We start from the raw sequence: 21,498 nt of genomic DNA, 5'->3' as shown, positions 1-21,498 counted from the left end.
CGGTTTTGATAGAATTCTTCTAAATTCTACCACAAATTTGTATGGGTAGCAAGGCATTTTCGCGTCAATGCCACACGATATACGTCGGCATCTCCAGCACCAATCCGATTAAACTCCAGACGCATCCAAGCGTATAATCTCCCAAAATCAATCCCAGAAAGAACGGCACTGCCTGTCGATAGAGTTTCACGCCTCCGATCTTCAGCACAGTCGCTTTCGCCAACCAACTCAGGAAAATCGGAAACCACAGACCGCCCATCCCTGTCCCGCTGACGAGGACATAACCCCCGGGATGCAGGGGCCACCACAGAAATCGGATCTTCATCAGCATCAGGAAGATCGTGAACAGGAAACTCCCACCGACAACCCCGAGTTCAGGCACAGCCGTCTCCCGCGGACTGACAAGCCACGTCTGTAAACGATTGAACGTCTCCCACCCCATATAGACGATCCAGCCGCGCGCCTTGCTCCCCGCACCCATATCGTAGAGGACGTGCAGATACGCCCAAAACGTTATCAGGATACCGAACACAATCGCCAAGATCATCCCGATGAGCAACTGACGATACCCAATCTGGCTCCGTTCTGCCAGACGGAACGCCTCCAACTCACTCGGTGTCGGATGCGCACGGAAACAGCGGACAAACGGGTAGAGAAACGTGAGTCCCGTCAGGTTGCCTGCCCCGAGACGCCGCGTGCCCAACGCAAGCACCATCGTCCGTCCGGGATCGACAAAGATAAGTTGATGCAACGGGGGTCCAATTTCAGCGCGGATACGCGTGATCCCGATAACCAGCGGGAAATAGAAGAGAAAAAAGAGTCCAATCGCCCAGAAGGTCATCCCCATCTGGAAACAGAAAAAGAAGAGACACAGCATCCCGATCGTGAACAGTCCCGCCGCAGTCCGATAGCGCATCGGTTCACGCGAATCGTCAGGTGCTGCTTCACCGCGGCGTTGAGCAATGCCGAAGACCTTCCGAAGGATGCGTCCGTAGTGCCGTCGTCCGATCCACAACGGGATACATCCGAACGCTATCCACGCCCCCGTTTGTTGTTCGAGATGATAGATATTCCGTGCCCCGAGCGCGTCCGTTACAATCAGTTGGAGGCGACCGAGAAGCCAGAAGAACCAACAGGAAAACGAGAGGTCTAAGGGTGTGAAGAACATCAAACCGATACTAAACGGGTAGAAGGAGATACGTATCGGTCCCATCGCACTCCACGGCTTCGAGCTGAATTGCCCAATCGTCTTGCCTTTAATCGGTAGGGCAGGTATATCAGGAAATAGATAGTTCAAACCGTTCAGCAATTCCGCGCTCCCTGCGAGCGCGAAACCGAGCCACATCCACGGCGAAGTAAAAAAGCGTTTCGGATTGCTCGTGAGTGCTAAAGGGAGCTGGACGATAGGATAGTTCAGTCGTTCATTTTCCGTCCACTGCTTCCGGAGAAAAACCGTCACCGCCAACAACGTCAGCCAGAGCGCAATCACGAAACCCGACCACGCCAACACCGGCGGTATCCATGCGTTTAAGGTGGGGGAGTTATAGAGTGTGGAATCCCCCTCGTAGAACCCGTCCAAAATGCGTGGGCTTTTAACGGCAATCCATGTCGGAACGTGATGCCCGAATAACGGAATCCATTCGTTTTCTGGCGTTGCGAATTGAAAGGCGTGAGCGAGGACGGGGATGAGGTAGCCCATCATGGTATGCCCACTGATAGTCGTCAGCATAACGACCATCACGTAGATGGTTTGCAGATCGGCTTCCGACATCGCCAGACGGGGCAGGAATCGCTGGAACAGTAGGTTGACGAGAACGAAAACAAGGAGGGTAAAAACGGCATTGAAAAACAGAGAGGCGATCGTCAGCTGTGTAGAGTGCCATACCTCGGTCCCCATCAGGCACCAGTAGCTATTAAAGACGACAAGCACCAGTCCAATCAGCAGAATATGCGGTTTGACAAGATTGGTTTTTCCGTTTCCGTTAGTCTCCATTCCCGCTCCTGCTGATGTGCCGTAATGCTTCCTGTAACGCCGCTGCGTTGCTGTATCTTTTCAGGGTATCCTGTGCTGAGGGATCGCTGAAGTCCCGAATCTCTTCACATAACAGTGGCAACGCTCGGACGACGTTATCCACGATTGTGATACTCGCTTGCTTCGCTGTGCGCGACATTGGGTTCAGATCGATGGTTACGACGGCTCTGCCCATCTTTCGGAGTGCTTCACATCTGTCGCCGTCCTCAAGCGGCACGAAGACGACATCTGCTTTAAAAATCCCGTCTGGATGCACGAACTTCCGATTGGAGTCGATATAGGAGAGTTGCGCCTCGGTTGTCGGCATCAGCACGTCGGGTGCGCCGTGTTTCAGGAGATATTCTCGGATCCTCTGCTCGCGTCCCGTCTCCGTGTGGAAAATATTGACCTCTAACGGCGCGTTCAGAACTTGTCCGAGTTCAATGAGTGCTTCAGGTGCCAACGCAGCGACATTGCCATTGACCGAAATGACGGGGTGTTCAGCAAGACATAGCATCGCCGCGGCGGCGTGGATTGCCTCCGTCGCGAAGGGTTGTGTCGTTTCCCCGATGAGGTAATCGAAAGCCTCCCCGCGTCCGTGCGCGATAAGCCCGTGGACAGAGGTAATCCCTTGTTCCACACCTGCAACGATGGTATCTCGTAACGTCAATGAAAGGTAACGGGGATGTGTTTTGGGAACGTCGCTCAATTGCGTAGCACCTCAGCAGAAGTTTCCTTCTATTATACTGCTCTTTGCATAAGTTTTCAAGGGTCCTGAACACCTCAATGCCACACAATATAGGTCGGTATCTGCAGCACCAGCCCGATGAGACTCCAGACACATCCGAGCGTGTAATCCCCTAAGATTAGCCCTAAAAAGAATGGGATTGCTTGTCGATAGAGTTTCACACCGCCAATCTTTAGCACAATCGCCTTCGCTAACCACCCCAAGAAGATTGTAAACCATAACCTCCCCATTCCAGAGCCACTGACTAACACGTAACCGCCCGGATGCAGGGGCCACCAGAGAAACCGAATTTTCATAATCATCAGGAAGATCGTAAACAGGAAACTGCTGCCGATAACGCCGAGTTCCGGCACACCCGTCTCCCGTGGAGCGTAGTAGAATTATAGAGGGTAGAATCTCCCTCGTAGAACCCATCTAAGATACGTGCGCTTTTGATTGCAATCCAACTGGGAATATTGTTTCCAAAAAGCGATAGCCATTCGTTTTCGGGGGTTGCGAACCGAAACGTATGCGTAAGCGCTGGGATGAGGTACCCCATCATCATATGCCCGCTGATCGTTGATACCATCACGACCATCACGTAAATGGTTTGCAGGTCGGCTTCCGACATCGCCAGACGCGGCATAAATCGCTGGAGCAGTAGATTGACAAGTACAAATCGGTATTGAGACGCTACAGGTTACGAACCTGCTTAAGAATCGAAAGTTAGCAAAGGCGTTATCTGATACGGCACTCGGAGGTTTTCTTGAGAAACTCAAGACGAAAGCCCAAGCATTGGGTATCCCGATTGTGCAGGCGGATCGCTTTTTCGCACGTTCTAAAATCTGTAGCACCTGTGGACATAAAAAAGACGACTTAACGCTATCAGATAGGCAGTATCAGTGCAATCACTGCGGAAGGTCCATAGACCGAGACACTAACGCAGCACTCAATTTAAGAACGCTCGCCGCGGGATACGCGGAGAGTTAAAACGCTTGTGGAGTTTCTATAAGTCCTCCACTTGCGGGAGGCGCGAAATGACGAAACAAGAATCCCACCGCTTTAGCTGTGGGAATGTCAACAAATTGGATAACTCATCAAGACAGTTTTGTCACCGAGGTTTAGTTTGGCAGATAGGAACGAATCTGCTATCCTTTACCAGATAGATGCGGATATGTGTACGCATAGATTTTTCGGCTCAATTTCTGGGATAACCGCTAAAATTTTCAGGTTTTTTGTAAAAAAGCAAAAAAATGCGGTTTTACTCTTAACTTTTTTCGTTTGGGTGTCATATATAGTGGCAAATGCAACAGGTTGTATTGTGGTTACATTCCAGTGGACTACCAGTTCTCAATCAAAGGAGTTCGTTATGTTCAAAAACAGCAGGTTCGGGGATATTTTCTCAAGCAGAAGTCTTCTCGCGGGTTTCGTTTTCTTTTTGCTGTGTGTCGGTAGTAGTTTCTTGTATAATTGGCACGTCCGTCGCACCACTCAGGACGAATTGGCGCAATCGTCCGTGTTGCTGCAGCTTGAGCGCAAAAACAAGACTCGTCCTGCGGCAGACGCTGTAGATACCAGTCCGGTGGACTTTGAACAAGCGGAAACATTTCTTGAACCGGTTGAGACGTTACCACCCATGCTTACCCAAATGCCCCAAAACGATGCCGAGTTTAAGGTGCCCCCTGAATTAGAGATGGATGTTGTTGAGCCTTCAGAATTGAGTCCAGAGGTAGCAGCTCCGTTTGATTTCAAAACAACTCCGTCGGGGTACCCGCTGACTCCATATTGGGATCGATCGATGGAGTTGCAGGAACAACTCAGCTACGAGCACAAACTCATCGATCATGTCTTGGTTAAACTCTGGAATCAGGACGTACGCGATTTCGTAGGGGGATCTATTGGTAAAAATGGCAGAGTTCATCCCCACTATGTCAATACGCTCTACGTCAAATGGAAAGAGATCCGTTATCCGGATGGGACGCTGGGCCCCGTCATTAGCAAAAGTTTTGGAGGAGGAGATGTTCGTTTTGAACAAAAAGATATTTTCGACTTGCCTCCACCAAATGTACGATTAATTGACTTAGATTCATCTGAAGGCCAAGGTATTGATCCTTATGCCTTTTTAACTTCACAGGAGTTACCATAATGAAAATCTTCAGTTTTCTGCTCATTACCAGTCTCTTATACTTTATCATGTCTTCTAGTAGTTCTTCAACTTTGAACTTAAGGGATATTTTTTCGTTTGTAGTAGGGCAATTCATTGCCCGTTCTTGCGTTATCGACGTGCGATAAATCGCACGACTACGAACCTACCTATAAACTCAATCTTGATGCAATACTAGTAGTCTAGATGCTGGTGTTTCCGCAAGTGCAAGTGCTTCTACTTATAGTTACAGCAGCGGGAGTCATTCCAGTGCAAGTGCAAGCGCATCCTCTAGTGACGATATAGCATACGGAGGCCTGTCTATTTCGGCCTCAGCAGGTTCTGATTCTGATAGTGAAAGCCGGAGATATTCCGGTGCAACATCTGCTTCTGTTAACGCATCTACCGATGGAATTACGAGTGCCAATGCCTCGGCATCAATCGGAGGTGTTGATAATAACGGAAATGGACAGCAGGATTATGATAGTGCATCTGCATCTTAGTTTTCATGCTTACAAATATAGGACTTACGCAATTTACCGGTAGGTGCGGCTTAAAACCGTACCTGCCGCATGAATGGGGATAGGATCCCTCCTCAATTTTGCGTGAGTCCTCTTCAAAATACATCTGAAATGGTAGCATCCGCGAGCTGTTGTAGAGCGTAATTTCACATAGGGTGAAACTCTCTCAAACCGAAAGTCTTGAAATAAAATACTTTTCTTGACAGATAGAGACAAATATGCTATCCTTCATAGTAAAATCCATAATGACGTGGACATTGTGGAGAACTTTCTTTGGAGGCACGAGGAGGTTTCTTATGAAACTGAGGTGTCGATCGGAAGGCATGAAATGTCCGTCTTACACCCATGAAGGCGTTTTTAAGGCGACTGATGAAACGCTCAGCCGTTTTGAAAGTGATCTGAATCGGTGTGCGAACTGCACTGCTTACGCAACGCCGGCTCTTCCAAGTATTCAAGAAGATTTATTGCAAATCGCTCGGATAACGCTCTGGAAGAAAGGACCTGCTTTTGACCCAAACCACCAGCGAAAGGCATCCTTTCGTAGTTATATCCTTCCATGGGTCTGTGGAGCATTGACACGCGAAAAGAAGAAAGAGGTGCAACACTCCTGGCGGTTTACGTCTGTTTCCTATGAGGATGACGCTTCTCAAGAAAACTCAGAGGCACATCGCAACGAGCAAAGGAGAAGGGGGTTCGCATTGCCAGACGAGCGAGATGACTTTGTGGATAGACTCATCTATGAAATGTGGAACGCCGATTTCGAGAAGGCACTGCCGCGACTCCTACAACGTTTGACGAAACGTGAACAGCAGGCGTTCACCTGCATCCGACAGAACCTGAAGCAGGTGGATATAGCGGAACGACTCACGCTGAGCAATCCGAGAATCAATCAACTCCTGAAACAGGTGGAAAGCAAATTGAGACGTGAATGTCAAAATCTGGGACTCATTGAATAGAGGCAAATATTATGAACGACGCATAGCGGCGATTGCCACTGCCAGCCTCAACGCTGGAGCGCAATCGCCTTTCTTTTTTTAAGCCTCTACTCTCTCAATAATCTCCCCGGTTTCCCGGTCCCTGAAGATGCGTTTCATTCTGCCATCCGGCATCCGTTCACTCTTGAGAGGGGCATATCGCTCATCGGCATCCGCCTCGGTGGTTTGTGCATCGGCGGTTTCTGTTGTACCCCGCCACTCCTGAAGTTCAACGACTTCCCACTGTTTAGATTTCGCGGATTTATAACAAGCATCGATAATAGCGTTCACGACGTAACCGTCATAGAAGGTTTCCATCGGTTCACGTCCTTCGTCAATCGCGTTGAACATATCGAGGAACATATCGCGATAGCCAAGCTCCGCAACCTCATCACCAACGGGGAAGAGCCAACCCGTGTCGCTCTCTGCTTTCTCAGCGACGTATCCCCCCTGCCCGACAGCCGTGAACATCTCATAACCTGTGCGGAGCCAGTGGTTGAGCCAGATGGTTCCTTCACTCCCGGAGACCTCGTCACGCAAATCCATGCCGCCTCGGAATGCCCAGCCGACCTCGAATTGTCCCATTGCTCCACTCTCAAATCGGATAAGCGCAATGCCGTGGTCTTCCGCATCAATGGGATGTACGAGCGTGTCTGCCCAGCACATCACCTCAAGCGGTCTGTTATTTTTCCCGACGAAGTTTCGGATGATCTCGATGCAGTGGCATCCCATATCGACAATGGCACCACCGCCTGCTTGCTCCAGATCCCAGAACCAATCACTATGTGGACCCGGATGCGTCTCGCGGGAACGCACCCACAGGATCTTACCGAGGGCACCGTTGTGGACGGACTCTAACGCTTTGAGGGTTTTGGGGGGATAGACGAGATCTTCAAGATAACCGCCAAATACACCGGCGTTTTCAACGATGTCCAACATCGCTTTCGCCTCTTCAGCAGTGCGTCCAAGAGGTTTCGTAGAGAGGATGCTTTTGCCGGCTGCTGCCGCGAGTTCCACGGCTTTCAGGTGCAAGTTATTGGGTAATCCAATAACAACGGTATCCGTTTCAGGGTGATTGATCGCCTCTGAGAGATCGGTTGTTGCGTGCGGGATGTTCCACTCTTCGGCGAACGCTGTCGCGCGTTCTTCGCGCCGTGAATAGACGCTGTGGACGCGGTCTGCGCCGCGCTGGTTGTGGAGTGTCATCGTGTAGAACATTCCGATGAGTCCAGTGCCGAGCATCGTGACGTTATGGCTTCTGAGTTCTGACATTGCTTTTCCTTTAAATGAAAAGATAGTGATTTGTTACAGGAACATTCTTAACTTTAACCATCAACATCGACTCCGGTATAAATGTTAAAGCACGAGTTGATGGTTAAAACTGACAACTGATAACTGACAACTATTGGGCTTTGTATCCTGCGATGACCCCTCCATCGTTAACTGTCCAACAGTTATTCGAGTCGGTTGCATGAACGCCTTTAAAACTATCAATTCCACCCACTGATGCAGGGGGCTTGTTCCAAGTTTTGCCGCCATCGGTTGTGTGTAAAATAGTGTTATAGCCGCCGACTACCCAACCGACCATGGCATCAACGAAGATAATATCGTGGAGATCGTCGTATGAGTCGGTTTTTTGCTGATTCCACGTTGCACCGCCGTCGGCGGTATGAAGAATTAAGCCGCCTTGTCCGCATATCCAACCCATGTTTTCATCAACGAAGTGGATACCAAACAGGTTATCATCGACGCTGGCAAGGTTCCGTTTCTCCCAGGTTTCACCGCCATCCGTGGTGTGCAGGAGCGTTCCGAAGGAACCGATAACCCAACCCATTGTAGGGGAGACGAACCAGATATTTTCAAGGTTGTTCCGGGTCTCGCCGACGCGTGCCCGTTCGGAACTCCCTACCCACGTTTCGCCGCCATCGGTTGTTTTGAGGATCGTGTTCTCGCTTCCGGCAATGAAACCGGTTGTTTCACTAATCATCTGGATACCCATCAGATTGGCGCGAAGGCGTCCTGGCCTACCATCACGTCCGGGGGTATCGCTCATCGCCATTTTCCGTGTCCAAGTTTTACCCCCGTCTTCGGTCTTCAGGATAGTCGCTCTACCGCCAGTGATATAGCCGACGTTTTCATCTACAAAGTAGATATTATAGAGCGGCGCACCACCGCCACCACCGAACATACCCGCTGGGGGACCACCCGCACCGGGGGGACCACCGCCACCCCCCGGACGTCCGCCTGGTCTTTGCACGGCACCGGGGGGACGCATATCAACTTCGATTTTGCCCCAGATTTTGCCACCGTCCGTCGTCACCAATATTAAACCGTTATCTCCAACGACCAAACCTCTCTCGTTATCCATGAAATAGACATCTTGTAATCTGGCATCAATTCCATCATCTCGGACGAAGTTGTCTTCACGCAGGATCGTCCACGCTGCTTCGGAAACTGTTGCGAAACAAAAAAGCATCGCAACTCCGAGTAAAGCGATAATCGTTCTAATCATGATAATCTCCTTTTTTAGCTGACTGAAATGCATTGTAAATCTGGCGTGCTCTGCTTTCAACATCCCCTAAGTAATTTTGACCTATTTGTTCGGTGTAAAGTTCGGTTAATTCACCACTTGCTTCACCGAAGGCTTTGGCGAACTTCCGACAGACGTCCTTATCGCTGCCAGAGGCGTAGGCTTTGGTTTTCGCATCCGTGCCGGACTTTCGGACCTCAACACATTTATCGTGAAACTTGAGATAACTTCCGTCGCCAACAAATCTGACATCCTCAAGCGTTGAGAAGTCAAGGCTCGGCAGGGCATCTGAGAGGATAGCGCGTGCTTGTTCTATATCTATTATCCCATCTCGGAGCGCAATGGCAATGCCGAGAAAAAACAGGTCGTTTTTATCGCGTTTCATCTCGCCTTCACGCTTCGCTGCCCGGAGTTTTTCAGGATTCGGCTCCGATTCGTTGTAATACGTGATGTCCTCTCTCACGTCATACATCGCTGTGATTTGGCTCTCTGCAAAGACAGCTGCGAGATAATCAGAGAGGGTGATATTCGCCGCTTTACAATGTGCTGCGAGTGCCGTAACCAGAACCATGGATTCACCTGCCGATTTTTCGCGCATCGCAATCGCTGTGCGACCGCTTTGGCTCTGGATGAGTTTTTCGGGACCGGTAATCATTCCTCCGCTCTCTTCACCTGCGAAAATCAGTCGCGGTTGGACACCGAGTGAAATCGTTTTACCGTAGACATCTTGAACAACAACGGGTGCCTCTGGGGCATCAGCCAACTGTCGTTCAATCTTTTTCATAATCGCGGCGATCTCCTTGAAACCGACAGGAACGTTAATGACCTTCACAGTGTTCGCATCACCCCACTGATCCCAAGCGAGCGCAGAGGGGGTTGTCTTAATCATGAACCGCGGATGATCTTTCCAAAGACCGGAGGTTTTCAGTTGCTTGGCGTAGAAGTCCATCAACATAAGGAACGCTTGATTCGGCGTATAAATCGTCAAGAGTCGGGCGTCACCGAGATCAAGAAAATCAATGCCGAGTTGTTCCAACGTTTCTGATCGTGATGCATCCTCTATTTCACAGACGATGAGTCGGTCGCCATCTGGATCGGTCGCTTCGATAATGGTTCCGATAGGCTGCGATTTGAGTTTCGTTGCGTAATCTGTGGATGTGACGACATTGAGGATACTAAAGTCGCAACCGAGATCGTAAAATTCAGTTTCACCCGTTTTCGGATTCCGATCGAGTTTTCCGATGTTGTGATAGAGCGGGTCCGCCTCAACGTGGAGCCAGCGAACAGAGTTGGCGATTCCCAACCGTTCAAAGATGGCACGCATCGGACGATACATACACCCACCAACACAATCGACAACAATCGAAGGTTTCGTCTCGCGGATGAGTTTGAGATTCGCATCTGTAGCAACGCCGTCTTTGAGATAGCCGACATACAGCTGCACGCCGTCGTGAAGTTCCTCCAGTCGTTCAAAATCGATGTGAGCGTCGCTAACGGCACTGAACTGAATGGGATAGCCGTCCGTCTCAGCGATTGTGAGAATCTCTTCAATTTTGTTGACGAACCGCATGGATTCCTCGGGCAGGTATTGGCTTCCCTGATTGTTGAGGTCTTTGGTGGCGTTTTTTGTGCTGACGGAATGGCTTGACGTGACATGTTCGCCGCCGTCTAAATCAAGCATAAAGATCAAAAAGGATGCCATCCAGATGGGGAGGGTGCCAAATGATTTCGGCACATACGTCCGAATCCCTTGTGCGGCTTGGATACGGGCGATGTGTTCAACATATTTCTGCGAGTTGTAGCGCACCTCACATCCTGCGAGCTTTTCAACCAACCTTCCATCTGTGGTTTCATTCGCGACGAGACTTTTTCCGAGCGTTGCTAAAATAATCCCAATCTGGTTAATCGGGAAGCGGGTGTCCCATGGGTATAAAATATTTTGTGGCCCGCGGATACCGGCGGTCGAGACCTGTGCTTCTTTCGCGTAGTTACGGAACCATTCCCAGAGGTTCAAACGCGCAATCAGTTCCTTATCAAGTTGGAACGTGAATGCTTTTGGTTCATCTTGCGGAAACAGGGGTGTTTTTATGGAATCCGGCGTATTCTGCTCAACGACTGCGAAGAGCTGCTGTTCAGTACGATCCCTCTTATGGCGATAGCTTTCGTCGACTGTGATAACCATCAACGCCCTCCTAACGAGGATAGGAATTTGGTAAACATGTTATCATATTTCCTTATTTTTTTCAAATCTGAATCGCAGATTCCCGTGTGCCCCTGTTTTCTATTTGACGATTCAAGTCGCCTGTGTTATAATTTTTTAAAAGAGCCATTATTTCTAAAACAACCTAAAAAATAAAAAGGTGGCTTATGTGTTAAAATAGATAGTGGAGAAATTTAATGTCTGTTGACCACGCAACGACAGGGCGCGATTTTCTAGATCCAGTACTCAAGGAAGTCATGGCGTTTAAATTTGCACAACTGTCGCTCCCTGTTGAGACGCAAGTAGAGATCAGTCGTTTGCCTCGGACGATGGATGCGCTTGTCGTTCTGGAACAGGAAACCGAACGTTTAAAAGTCCATAAACAAACGATTTTCAATTATTTCCGCATCCATAATCAGATTGAGTTTAAGGGTAAAGAGGATCCCTTAACACAGTCTGAATACCACCTGATTAGGGGTCGCAGTTACCTCTACCTTGGTGAAAAGAATATATCGTCTTCTTTAATGACGGTTACGATTATTTCTGCTCGCCAACCGAGGAAACTCCTTTATCACTCTAATCTTGATGTGAAGTGGGAGTCAGAAAGTGCGGGGCATTACAGAAGTACAGACATCTTTCCGGTGAACCTATTTGTGTGCAACGAACTTGAACTTGTCCCGAAAAATTATCCGCTTCTCCTTTTTGCTACCTCAAAGGAGAAGTTTCGGCAATTTGTTGAACGTATTGTAGGCGAGGAGGATATAACTTACATTTATTATGCTTCGCGCATCGAACCAGCACTTACAAAGGAGATATTAGACATGGCAGGAAAACAGAGTTTATACGAAAAGCAACTCCAACAGATCGTTGATGTTATGGGGACCGACCTCCTGAAAAAAATGACCCCCGAAGAACGTATGGATGGTTTAACAGTTTCCCAACGGGTTCAAGGTTTAACAGTTTCCCAACGGGTTCAAGGTTTGACAGTTGGTGAAAGATTAGCAGGCCTTAGCCAAGACGATTTACAAAGTTTGGAACCAGATATGAAAATGGCACTCCTGCAGCTATTGGAGCCGTCAAATGGAACGCCGCAGGAATAAAGCAAGCGCACCGTTTTTGGATGCCGAAAGGGTATTATAACGACTTGTGCTAATTAACATGTCGTTTCTTCTGTTTTCACAGGTGTTTAGTTTTATGAAATATAGGACTTACGCATACTGCTCTTTTGTAGCATAAACTTTTAGTGTGGGTTTCCACCAGAACACTGTGTTTTCCGAAAAATCTCATCTCACAGAACAGACGACAGTCAAAAGTGCGTAAGTCCTGAAATAAACATATCGTCCCTACGGGACTGAAAGGGGGTGTATGCCGTTTTTCTATAAACATATCGTCCCTACGGGACTCAAGAGGGGCAGAACTCGTGAGAAACAGATAAAAAAATGGCACTTCTGTGAAGTTGTGTTTTACAAACAGTTATTTAGCACAAGGCGTGAATTGTTAAAGGATAGTGTCATTTTTGGTTTCTATAGTATGCTACAAAGATGTAAACTTATTTGCCAAATCTACTATAAGTGTAAAAGTAATGTGGCGTTCCATAGTAGACGAGGCAACTTCGGTCCTACCGTTCCCGTTCTGAAACCAGTAGATCAAACGAATTGCTCTGCCATCCGCCTTCCATAACGATGTTGTCCCGCGTTTCACGCAGACGATCGACCATACGTGCCTTCATACGGCGGAGGACGTGCTTGTATCCGAGATGGTTCGCCAAGTTATGGAGTTCATGAGGATCGCTCTTCATGTCGTAGAGTTCGTCCTCACTGTATGGGTTATAGACGTATTTCCACGAATTCGTCCGTACCATCCTGACAGAGGCAAGCGTCGGTTCATACCCGTGAAATTCAGCGAACACGTCATCGGGCCAATCCTCTACCGTTTCCCCTCTTAACAACGGCATAATGGACCTTCCATCGAGCTCCGGCGAAGCTTGCGAGCCGATATTAGGACGTTCGGGCATCTTTGCACCCCCGAGTTCCAAAAACGTCGGCATAAGATCCACAAGATTCACGAATTCATCACACGTCGTTCCGGGTGATGTCGTGCCGGGGTACCGGATGACAAGCGGAATGTGGTGTGTCTCTTCATACATGTGGAACCCCTTGTTGAAAAGCCGATGGCTGCCGAGCATATCGCCGTGGTCGGTTGAAAAGATAACGACGGTATTTTCTGCTAAGCCGTTCGCCTCAAGGCAGTCGAGAATTCGGCGCACTTGGTCATCAATGAAGGTGCAGAATCCCCAATAAGCCGCGATGACCTTCTGCCAATCGGGCCATGTCAAGTGACTGGCGTTCCACCGGAGCATCTCCTTCTGCTGGATGAGCGGTTTGTTGATGAATTGTTCGTCAAAGTTGCCCCACCGTTCAGCAGTGTCGGGATCATACATCGTGTCGTAAGGTGCTGGCACGGCATACGGGAAGTGCGGTCCAAAGAAATTCGCAGCGATCATAAAAGGGTGTTCAGAATCGGAGTAACCGTTGATGAGTTCGATCGTTTTGTCTGCCGTCCACGCTTCCATCGTCCTTTCAGCCGGGAGCGGGTGTCTCCCATAGAAAGGTGCCTCCCCACCCCACTCATACGGCTGGACGGCATCCCTGTCAATTCGGAAATCAATCCCGTCCTCGCGGAGCCATTGGTGCCACTCGCGATAGGGATGCCACTTATCGTAACCCCAAAACGCTGTGTCGCCTTCCTTCGCAAGATGCCACTTACCGATGCAGCTGACCCGATACCCTGCCTCGCCAAGAAGTTTAGGATACGCCGGTTTGTCGAGGATCTGGTTCGCAAACACGGCGTTGAAGTTGCCCATGTTTGACAACTGTCCGTGATTGTGGGGGTAAAGTCCAGTGAGTAGAGAGCCGCGTGCTGGTGAACAGAGCGCGATAGGGGTGTAGGCATTGGTGAACCGCATGCCTGTTGCGGCGATTTCATCGATAGCAGGTGTTCTGCAAATAGGTGCGCCGTTGCAACCGAGTGAATCGAAACGTTGTTGGTCGGTAAGAAGAAAGAGAATATTAGGAGATTGTGCCATTTTTTAATTTTTCCTTGCGGATAAGTCATAGCATCTGTGAACTTAGTAATTTTCGTGTTCGAGTTGCCTGCTCCGTTGTTGCAGGCTTATGGTTTGATACTATACCGTCCATATTCCTGTTTCGGTCACGACTTAACCAACCCCCTGTGCGTAATGTAATGGAGCACAGTCCAGGGGCCCATAGTTAAAAAGGTTCGGAGACGATAGCGATGTTCTTCGGTCCCTTGAAGTCGAGTTCAATTCGCTCAAACTGGACCGAATGTCGCCGATAGAAATCCTCAATTGCCGTCAACAACTCGTATTGCCCACGCCGTTCTTCATCCCAGAAATTGCAACACGGAATGATCACGGCGGGTCGAACCAGTGCCGCCTCTCCCAACTGCCGCAACGCACCATCGGGATGGAGCCCAACCAACAGGTCATAATAATCTGCCATCTCAGGCTCAAATTGATCGGGACGATGGTCGATGCCTTTGAGGACTGTGCGACGCGGATCAATGAGTTCACATGCAAAATTTTTCTTTTTGGTGAGAAGACGGGTTAATATTCCCTTCCCACCAGCAACATCGGCAATAGCGTGGATTGTGTTGCCGTATCGTTCGGCGATGAAATCTGCAACAACTTCAAATCGCTCAGGATCCCCATATACCGGGTGTTGTTTTCTACTCATTTTAGATTCTCCGGATTCAATGCTTCTAATTCAGGATGAACAAACCGGCCGTCCTTCCGAATCAGGTTTCCGTCGAAGTACATCTCTCCACCCCCATGTTCTGGTGTCTGTATCATGACCATATCCCAATGGACCGCGGAACGGACACTGTTATCCGCCTCCTCGTAAGCCTGACCGGGTGTGAAATGAAACGATCCGGCGATTTTCTCATCGAACAGAATGTCAAGCATCGGGTTCGTGATATACGGATTGAAGGCGATGGAAAACTCACCGATATACCGCGCCCCCTCGTCTGTGTCAAGAATATCGTTCAGTCTTTCGGTGTTATTCGCCGTTGCCTCAACGATTTTACCGTTTTCAAAGCCGAGGCGAATATCAGTGAAGGTCGTTCCCTGATAGATTGTGGGTGTATTGAAATGGATAGTGCCGTTGATGGAATCTCGCACAGGCGCGGTGAAGCATTCACCATCGGGAATATTCTTTTCGCCAGCACACGGGATCACAGGAATATCCTTGATGCTGAACCGGAGATCGGTGTCTTGCCCGACGATGTGAACTTCATCCGTTTCCTCCATCAGAGACGTGAGGGGTTTCATCGCCTGTTCCATTCGGCTGTAGTCAAGCGTGCAAACGTCGAAATAGTAGTCCTCGAACGCTTCTGTGCTCATCTGTGCCTGTTGTGCCATTGCCGGGTAGGGCCACCGTAGAACGACCCATTTTGTGTGTGGCACGCGGATATCGTTGAGGGGACGTATCCAATGCTTTTGATAGCGTTGCATTGCTTCTGCTGGGACATCAGACAGCTCTGTGATATTGTGGCTCCCACGGATACCGATATACGCCTGGACCTTTTTTATCCGATATATTTCGTATTCACCAATCAATTTTATTCCGGCATCGTCTCCGTTGAGAATAATTTCACGTTGGATGCGGTTCTGCTTGAGTTCCACGAGGGGTATACCACCCGCTTTCCGAACGGCTCGGATGAGGGCAATGACCATCTCTTGTGGGATGTCTATGCCTTCAATGAGCGTGAATTCACCGGGTTGGATTCTCGTGGAATGGGTTGTGAGAACATTTGCGAGTTTATCAAGTCGTGGATCGTGCATATTTACCTCAAAAAAAATATTGTAATTGGACAGGACTTATGCAATGCGCAGTCTTTTCGTCTACAAACTGATACACTTTGGTGAAATGCTTGTATTTACAAGGGATTTGCGCTCGTAGTGAGGCGATTTATCGCTTCTCCGCGTAAGTCCTAAGATATACGTTCCAGCCTGTGAATCATCGCCGATTATAACAATACTGGGGATTTCCATCGCTCCAACTTATAGACTATATTTCTGTCAATTCTGGGACATGTTCGTCTTCATATTTTTCAATCAATACACTGATAACTTCCATGAGTGAAGCCAAGGGATGATCTTCATCCTCACCTACGACATCGATTAAACTATCCAGTACCTCCGTCAGCCGTTGGTATTCGCTTTGTGCGTGAGGAACGAATACGACCTCTGTTAGCAGTGGCCATACATTTTGAACTGTTTGTACTTCCCGTAACATGGTTTATTCCTTCCATTTGCTTTTATTATATTCGTCGTGTGTTAGCACTGCCCGAATATAGACTTTTTGGCGATTGTAGTGTATTGCCGTAATAAGACGTGCCTTGTTGCCACTAATATTGAAAATCGTTAATTTTCCGACTTGATCAGCATGAGGAAACGTTGTCCGCAGTTCAGCAAATGATCGGAAGTTGCCTTGTTTCATTAATCGATACCAATGTTCAAGTGATGCTTGGGTATTCCGATATTTCTGGGTGAACTCATTTAGGCGTCTTCGCGTAATAATATGCATGCGGTACAATGGGTAAGACTTAAGCCGTGGTAAATAGTCATTTGTTTTTTTATTATACATGTCAATCTTGGGAGTAGTCTATCACAATTTGAAATAGATAGCAAGTTTTGGAAACCTGTAAGATTTGAGGTATTGAAACAAAAGCGAAAATCTATTAGAATGGAGTTCAGACAGAAAAGGAAATTTATTTTTTCAGGATCTCTTGGAGGTAATTCGATGAAAGGTTCATCTCTATTGTTCTGCTTCGTGTTAAGTGTTGTCTTCTTATACGGAGGGGTTTGCCCTATTTCGGCACAGGCACCGAGAACTGCCAAAATCGTATTTGTGTCTGCCCGTGATCTTAACCGCGAGATTTACCTAATGAATCCCGATGGGAGCGAACAGGTGAACTTAACGAAAAATCTGGCAGACGATCTTTTTCCTGTCTGGTCCCCGACTGGCGAACAGATTTTATTCGTATCCGATCGCGATGGTATGCGAGATCTATATCTCATGGATGCTGATGGCGGGAACGTCGAAAAAGTATTCAAACGGACAGCACGCAGAGAAAACCCAACGTGGTCACCCGATGGAAAACAGATCGCTTACGAGCGGGGTGAGGTTATCTATATCGCTACGATAGGTAAGCAAATGGAAGAATTGGTCGCCGACGGTTTTGATCCGGCGTGGTCACCTGATGGTAGAGAAATTGCCTTGACATTAAATCCGTTTGGGTCCCATCGTCTTGTCCTTCTGAATATTCACACACGGCGGCAAAGGCAAGTCCTTCCGCAAGGGGTCTCCGCATGGCAAGCAGATCCGGCATGGACAGTTACGGGCGACAAACTCTCTTTTTCTTGGAATAAGAATCCGCTTCCAGTCCCACCGGATGCGATGCCCGGCAAACCTTTCCGCGTCCCACCGGAATGGCTCAGTCAGGAAACAATTTACATTATGAATTCTGATGGAACTGACGTGCAGCAAATTGTTAACGAAGCCGGTCCGAAAGCGAAAAATCCGGTCTGGTCGCCACTCGGCGATGAAATCGTTTATACACAAGAGATTGCTGGTCACCTCCAACTCTTTAAAGTTGATGTAGGCAGTCAAGTGGTAACACAACTGACACATATTGGCGTGCCGTATCAGGCGAACGCGTTAGCCGACTGGTTCGATCCTATAACATTGGATGTGTTGCCGCAACCGCAGCTGCTACCTATTGAGTGGGGGAAAATAAAAAAGAGGTAAATATATTGGTGAGGTGATGGAAGTAATGAAAGCACGTCAACTCTCTATTGGATATATTACGGTTATTGTGATGCTGGTGCTACATCTTCTGCCGGTCTGGGGTTTCAAGTATTTCCCGACGCAAGATGGAGCGAGTCATATCTACAATTCCTACGTGGTGAAGGAATACCACAATCACGAGAACTACCGATTACGCGAAGTCTACGAACTGAACGCCACGATCTTCCCCAATTGGACCTCCCACGCGCTCCTTGTCGTCCTGTTATACGTTTTTCCACCGCTCGTTTGTGAAAAGATAGTGCTTACGCTCTGCATCGGTCTCCTACCGCTGTCCCTTTTCTATTTCCTCAATCGTGTCGAGAAAAAGAATATAGTGTTTGGACTGCTTGGGTTTATTTGTGCCTACAACTACCTACTCCACATGGGTTTCTACAACTTTGTCCTCAGTATGTCCCTGTTTTTCTTCACAATGGGTTACTGGTGGCGAGTCAAGGATAAACTCCGGCTGACAAACATCATTGTCATATACGTATTGTCGTTGGTGACCTACCTCACCCACTATCACTCTTACGCGTTGCTTATCATGTCATTGACGTTCTTCCCGCTCTTCTTATCGACTTATGATGTGTTACATCGGGTATGGAGCCATAAGGAGACATCACAGCCACTCATGCACCGACTCAAGGTAAGTATAGGGATGCACAAACCGACACTGACTTTCATAGGGAGTCTTATACCTGCTTACTTTATCCTGTTCTCCTACTACTTCTACCTTTCCAACAACCACGGAGGTAACAGCAACCATAAGGGTTTTGAATGGTTAAACGACTACTTCTTTGGCATGAAATCCTTGGTCTCTTTCCGAGACGATCATGTGCTGATCGGACGTGTACTGCTGATCTTTTTTGCTATCGCTATTGTCCTGACAATCACCAACAGAATCTGGCAGTGTTACAAATTCCATAAATCAGAGGCATGGAAAGAGACAGGCGAACGGCTCTGGACACGTGCTGTGTCACAAATGGACGGGTTTCTGATCATGTCTGTCGTTATCACAGTGATGTTTTTCATAGCCCCTTGGTCTGGCTACAGCGGTGGCTGGATAAATGACCGGTTTCATCTCTACATATTCCTTATCTTGATTCCATTCTTTGCCGTCAATTTGCATCGGCATATAAACGTTGCTGCGGGAGTGATTATCATTGCTCTATCCTTATGGCATCTCGGTTACAACGTTCACACGTATACCTTGTTGAACCGAGACATTGCCAATGCTATCTCGTTGGAGGGGATGGACGAAAAGGATACAATTCTCACGAGTGAACCGGGGGAATGGGGTGGTTTTTCAGATTCGCTCGGTTTTGAACCGAAATACGTTGAACCCTTCGGTCATCTTGAGTGTCTGTTGGCGGTGCATAAAGGGATCGCTTATCTGGATAACTACGAGGCAAATACAGACCATTTTCCGCTACGGTATAAGGAAGCGTATAAGGAAAAGGAACATCTTGCGGATTTCGCTATCATCTGGCGGACAGAATATGGCGATGTTAGTGGTTTGGAAGAAGAGTATGATCTTATCGATGCTAACGACTATAATCGACTCTACCGTCGCAAACGCACGCCACCCGATCCACAGATGTGGAATGGCGGAACCGTTGTCTCCTTTGACATGCAGCCCGAAGAGGGGCAGACAGCACCCGGACATATTCCTGTATATGTGGATACAATTTACACTGATGGAAAATACGGCTGGTTAACAGTGTCAGCGCGTGAAGCGTCACAAAGCAAATTTGGGGTTTCACAACCTTATGCAGATAGCATTTTGGGGAAAGAAGATGCCGTTTTCCGAGTCGCGCTTCCTAATGGGACCTACGAAGTGATATGTTATTTCAGTGCAAATATAGTAGATGAAGAGGATAGATCTGAACCGTTAGAAGTGAATCTTATCGCGAATGGTCAGAAACAAATTCAGCGGTTGCAGATTCCTGTAGGAAATGAGACGATTGATAGCCGTTACACTATCACAATTACAGATGAGCATTTAACGCAAGTGGTATATACCCATGTAAAAGGTAGATATAACAGGTGGGGCTGGAGCGGTTTTACGATTCAATCAACAGATGGCGAGCCGCGCTTCCGTATTCCCGAAAAAAATAAGGAATAATGAACTAACTGTCAACAAGTTAACACCTTTTACTCCCACCCCTGTTGGACGGAGGTAGCGCACGAGATGAAGGACAGCAGCTTCGATCTGTTGTTTTCGCTCTCATTCTGTTCGAGGTAGGTCCCCGAAAGTGAAATCAGTTCTCTTGCATGGGTATGAGATATTATTTCAATCATTGTTTTTCTATGTCTGTTGTGTTGGAAAGGATTTTTGAAGGATCTCTCTGGATCCTCCTTCCGGTCCTGAAGGTGCCTCTGCAAAGGGTTCAAAGCCCATCTTCTTATAGAATTGACGTGCTGGCTGACCTTCCGGATTATCCTCTCCGAAGGTCGTGACAAATAACTCAGCAGGTGGTTTGATCAAACCAAATACATGCTCTAAGAGAACCGTACCGACACCCCTGCGACGCCATTGCTGGTCCACAGATAACCAGTTGATATGGTGTTCTCTGAAGGACAGAAACAAACCTCCTATCAACGGGGCTCCGGCTGACCGATCTTGTTCTCGAACACAGTAGGCACTCTTCCGATCTATGTTTTTGCGGAGTGCGCGATGAAAATCAGGCTGGTCAACCATCGGTCCGAAGAGAAACTCAACCTGCGATGCTAATTCAAGCCAACCCGGAATATCGGCGCGTGTGGCGATCTGTACCTTCATTGGAGCTTTTCCTTTCCAAGGTCAAAGAGTATCTATATTATTCCTTGTCTACATCTTGATTTAACACAGTAGTTCGGGAAGGTCTTTTATCGAGTTTGCCCGTACTAAAGGAGATGTGCCGGACAATTTCACATCTCGATCCTGGTACCACGCTGCCTGAATCGTCTTCATACCGACAGATGCCGCACCCTGTAGTTCATCGTAACCGCCATCGCCAACAAAATAGGCTTCAGAAGGTTGAACACACATCCGTGAGCAAGCCAGCTCGAATATCTTCCTATCGGGTTTCATTACGCCGACACTGCAGGAAAATACGACAGGATCTACATGATCTTGGAGTGGGCAAAATCGCCAGGCGAGGACCTCTTCTGGTAAGGCATTGCTGATAAGTCCCACTTTCAGTCCACGCGCCCGGACTGCGCGCAACATTTCAAATATCTCAGGCTCAACACGACGCAAGACTTTTGATTTCCATACCTCATGCTCTTGGGCAGCCGTTATAATCTCATTTTTCGTGAGTGGCGACTCGGTGGCTATGCAAAGATCGGTGAAGTGCGCCAGACAATCAGGGAATTTTCCCATCATCGCGGCATCACCGTTCTCCTCCCACCAAAGCGAAGATTTATCTTCGGTCGTGCCCAGTCGCTCATGAAACGGAGCCCGTGCTTGGAAATCTTTTCTCGTTTTTTCGGTGATAAGCGTTTCAAATAAATCAAAGAAGACTGCTTTCAAGTCACT

General features: G+C 48.2%; 19 protein-coding genes. 6 read left to right on the top strand and 13 right to left on the bottom strand.

What is annotated here, in order from left to right:
- Positions 1-64: 64 nt before the first annotated feature.
- The 3 genes from F4X88_16225 to F4X88_16215 all read right to left on the bottom strand — a co-directional run bounded on the left by F4X88_16225 (position 65) and on the right by F4X88_16215 (position 3,112).
- Positions 65-1,993: a hypothetical protein gene (locus tag F4X88_16225; GenBank protein MYA57828.1), complete on the bottom strand. Its 1,929-nt coding sequence runs from the start codon at positions 1,991-1,993 to the stop codon at positions 65-67.
- Positions 1,983-2,720 (bottom strand): phosphopantothenate/pantothenate synthetase, encoded by a 738-nt coding sequence (locus tag F4X88_16220; protein ID MYA57827.1) that lies wholly within the window; start codon positions 2,718-2,720, stop codon positions 1,983-1,985. Before F4X88_16220 ends, F4X88_16225 begins: the two co-directional genes overlap by 11 nt.
- 74 nt (positions 2,721-2,794) lie before the next feature.
- The gene (locus F4X88_16215) at positions 2,795-3,112 is read right to left on the bottom strand and encodes a hypothetical protein (GenBank protein MYA57826.1); all 318 of its coding nucleotides are present in this window, start codon (positions 3,110-3,112) and stop codon (positions 2,795-2,797) included.
- Positions 3,113-3,416: 304 nt separating this feature from the next.
- Between F4X88_16215 and F4X88_16210 the strand changes: the two genes are divergently transcribed.
- From F4X88_16210 to F4X88_16200, 3 genes are all read left to right on the top strand, one after another.
- Positions 3,417-3,728, top strand: coding sequence for a transposase (locus F4X88_16210; protein MYA57825.1), 312 nt, complete (start codon positions 3,417-3,419; stop codon positions 3,726-3,728).
- Between the two features lie 379 nt (positions 3,729-4,107).
- Positions 4,108-4,884 carry a hypothetical protein gene (locus F4X88_16205; protein MYA57824.1) on the top strand — a complete coding sequence of 259 codons (777 nt, stop codon included), beginning with the start codon at positions 4,108-4,110 and terminating at the stop codon, positions 4,882-4,884.
- 736 nt (positions 4,885-5,620) lie between these two features.
- On the top strand, positions 5,621-6,358 hold the full coding sequence (locus F4X88_16200) for a sigma-70 family RNA polymerase sigma factor (protein ID MYA57823.1): 738 nt from the start codon (positions 5,621-5,623) through the stop codon (positions 6,356-6,358).
- Between the two features lie 78 nt (positions 6,359-6,436).
- On the opposite strand, the gene F4X88_16195 is transcribed toward F4X88_16200, so the two are convergent.
- The 3 genes from F4X88_16195 to F4X88_16185 form a co-directional block, all read right to left on the bottom strand.
- Positions 6,437-7,648: a Gfo/Idh/MocA family oxidoreductase gene (locus F4X88_16195; protein ID MYA57822.1), complete on the bottom strand. Its 1,212-nt coding sequence runs from the start codon at positions 7,646-7,648 to the stop codon at positions 6,437-6,439.
- 130 nt (positions 7,649-7,778) lie between these two features.
- Entirely contained in the window at positions 7,779-8,951 is a 1,173-nt protein-coding gene (locus tag F4X88_16190; GenBank protein ID MYA57821.1) for a hypothetical protein, read from the bottom strand.
- Positions 8,881-11,088, bottom strand: a complete 2,208-nt coding sequence (locus F4X88_16185) for a hypothetical protein (protein ID MYA57820.1) — start codon at positions 11,086-11,088, stop codon at positions 8,881-8,883. The genes F4X88_16190 and F4X88_16185 overlap by 71 nt, the downstream gene beginning before the upstream one ends.
- A 215-nt stretch (positions 11,089-11,303) precedes the next feature.
- On the opposite strand from F4X88_16185, the gene F4X88_16180 reads away from it, so the two are divergent.
- A complete protein-coding gene (locus F4X88_16180; GenBank protein ID MYA57819.1) occupies positions 11,304-12,206 on the top strand; it encodes a hypothetical protein in 903 nt (300 codons plus the stop codon).
- Positions 12,207-12,724: 518 nt separating this feature from the next.
- On the opposite strand, the gene F4X88_16175 is transcribed toward F4X88_16180, so the two are convergent.
- The 5 genes from F4X88_16175 to F4X88_16155 form a co-directional block, all read right to left on the bottom strand.
- The gene (locus F4X88_16175) at positions 12,725-14,191 is read right to left on the bottom strand and encodes a sulfatase-like hydrolase/transferase (protein MYA57818.1); all 1,467 of its coding nucleotides are present in this window, start codon (positions 14,189-14,191) and stop codon (positions 12,725-12,727) included.
- A gap of 184 nt (positions 14,192-14,375) precedes the next feature.
- Positions 14,376-14,861 (bottom strand): hypothetical protein, encoded by a 486-nt coding sequence (locus F4X88_16170; protein MYA57817.1) that lies wholly within the window; start codon positions 14,859-14,861, stop codon positions 14,376-14,378.
- Entirely contained in the window at positions 14,858-15,970 is a 1,113-nt protein-coding gene (locus tag F4X88_16165; GenBank protein ID MYA57816.1) for an aminopeptidase, read from the bottom strand. Before F4X88_16165 ends, F4X88_16170 begins: the two co-directional genes overlap by 4 nt.
- Positions 15,971-16,196: 226 nt before the next feature.
- On the bottom strand, positions 16,197-16,424 hold the full coding sequence (locus F4X88_16160) for a hypothetical protein (protein MYA57815.1): 228 nt from the start codon (positions 16,422-16,424) through the stop codon (positions 16,197-16,199).
- Positions 16,425-16,427: 3 nt separating this feature from the next.
- Positions 16,428-16,715, bottom strand: coding sequence for a type II toxin-antitoxin system HigB family toxin (locus tag F4X88_16155; protein MYA57814.1), 288 nt, complete (start codon positions 16,713-16,715; stop codon positions 16,428-16,430).
- A 159-nt stretch (positions 16,716-16,874) separates the two neighbouring features.
- Here F4X88_16155 and F4X88_16150 point away from each other — a divergent pair, with 159 nt between their 5' ends.
- Both F4X88_16150 and F4X88_16145 read left to right on the top strand, forming a co-directional pair.
- Entirely contained in the window at positions 16,875-17,939 is a 1,065-nt protein-coding gene (locus F4X88_16150; GenBank protein MYA57813.1) for a hypothetical protein, read from the top strand.
- Positions 17,940-17,964: 25 nt separating this feature from the next.
- Complete coding sequence (locus F4X88_16145; protein ID MYA57812.1) at positions 17,965-20,103, top strand: hypothetical protein; 2,139 nt, start codon at positions 17,965-17,967, stop codon at positions 20,101-20,103.
- A gap of 183 nt (positions 20,104-20,286) precedes the next feature.
- Here F4X88_16145 and F4X88_16140 read toward each other — a convergent pair whose 3' ends face one another.
- Entirely contained in the window at positions 20,287-20,760 is a 474-nt protein-coding gene (locus F4X88_16140; GenBank protein ID MYA57811.1) for a GNAT family N-acetyltransferase, read from the bottom strand.
- Positions 20,761-20,820: 60 nt separating this feature from the next.
- On the bottom strand, positions 20,821-21,492 hold the full coding sequence (locus F4X88_16135) for an HAD family hydrolase (protein ID MYA57810.1): 672 nt from the start codon (positions 21,490-21,492) through the stop codon (positions 20,821-20,823).
- Positions 21,493-21,498 lie beyond the last annotated feature (6 nt).

This window comes from Candidatus Poribacteria bacterium (assembly GCA_009839745.1).
Classification (GTDB): Bacteria; Poribacteria; WGA-4E; order WGA-4E; family WGA-3G; genus WGA-3G.
This window is presented reverse-complemented; position numbering and strand designations above follow the sequence as displayed.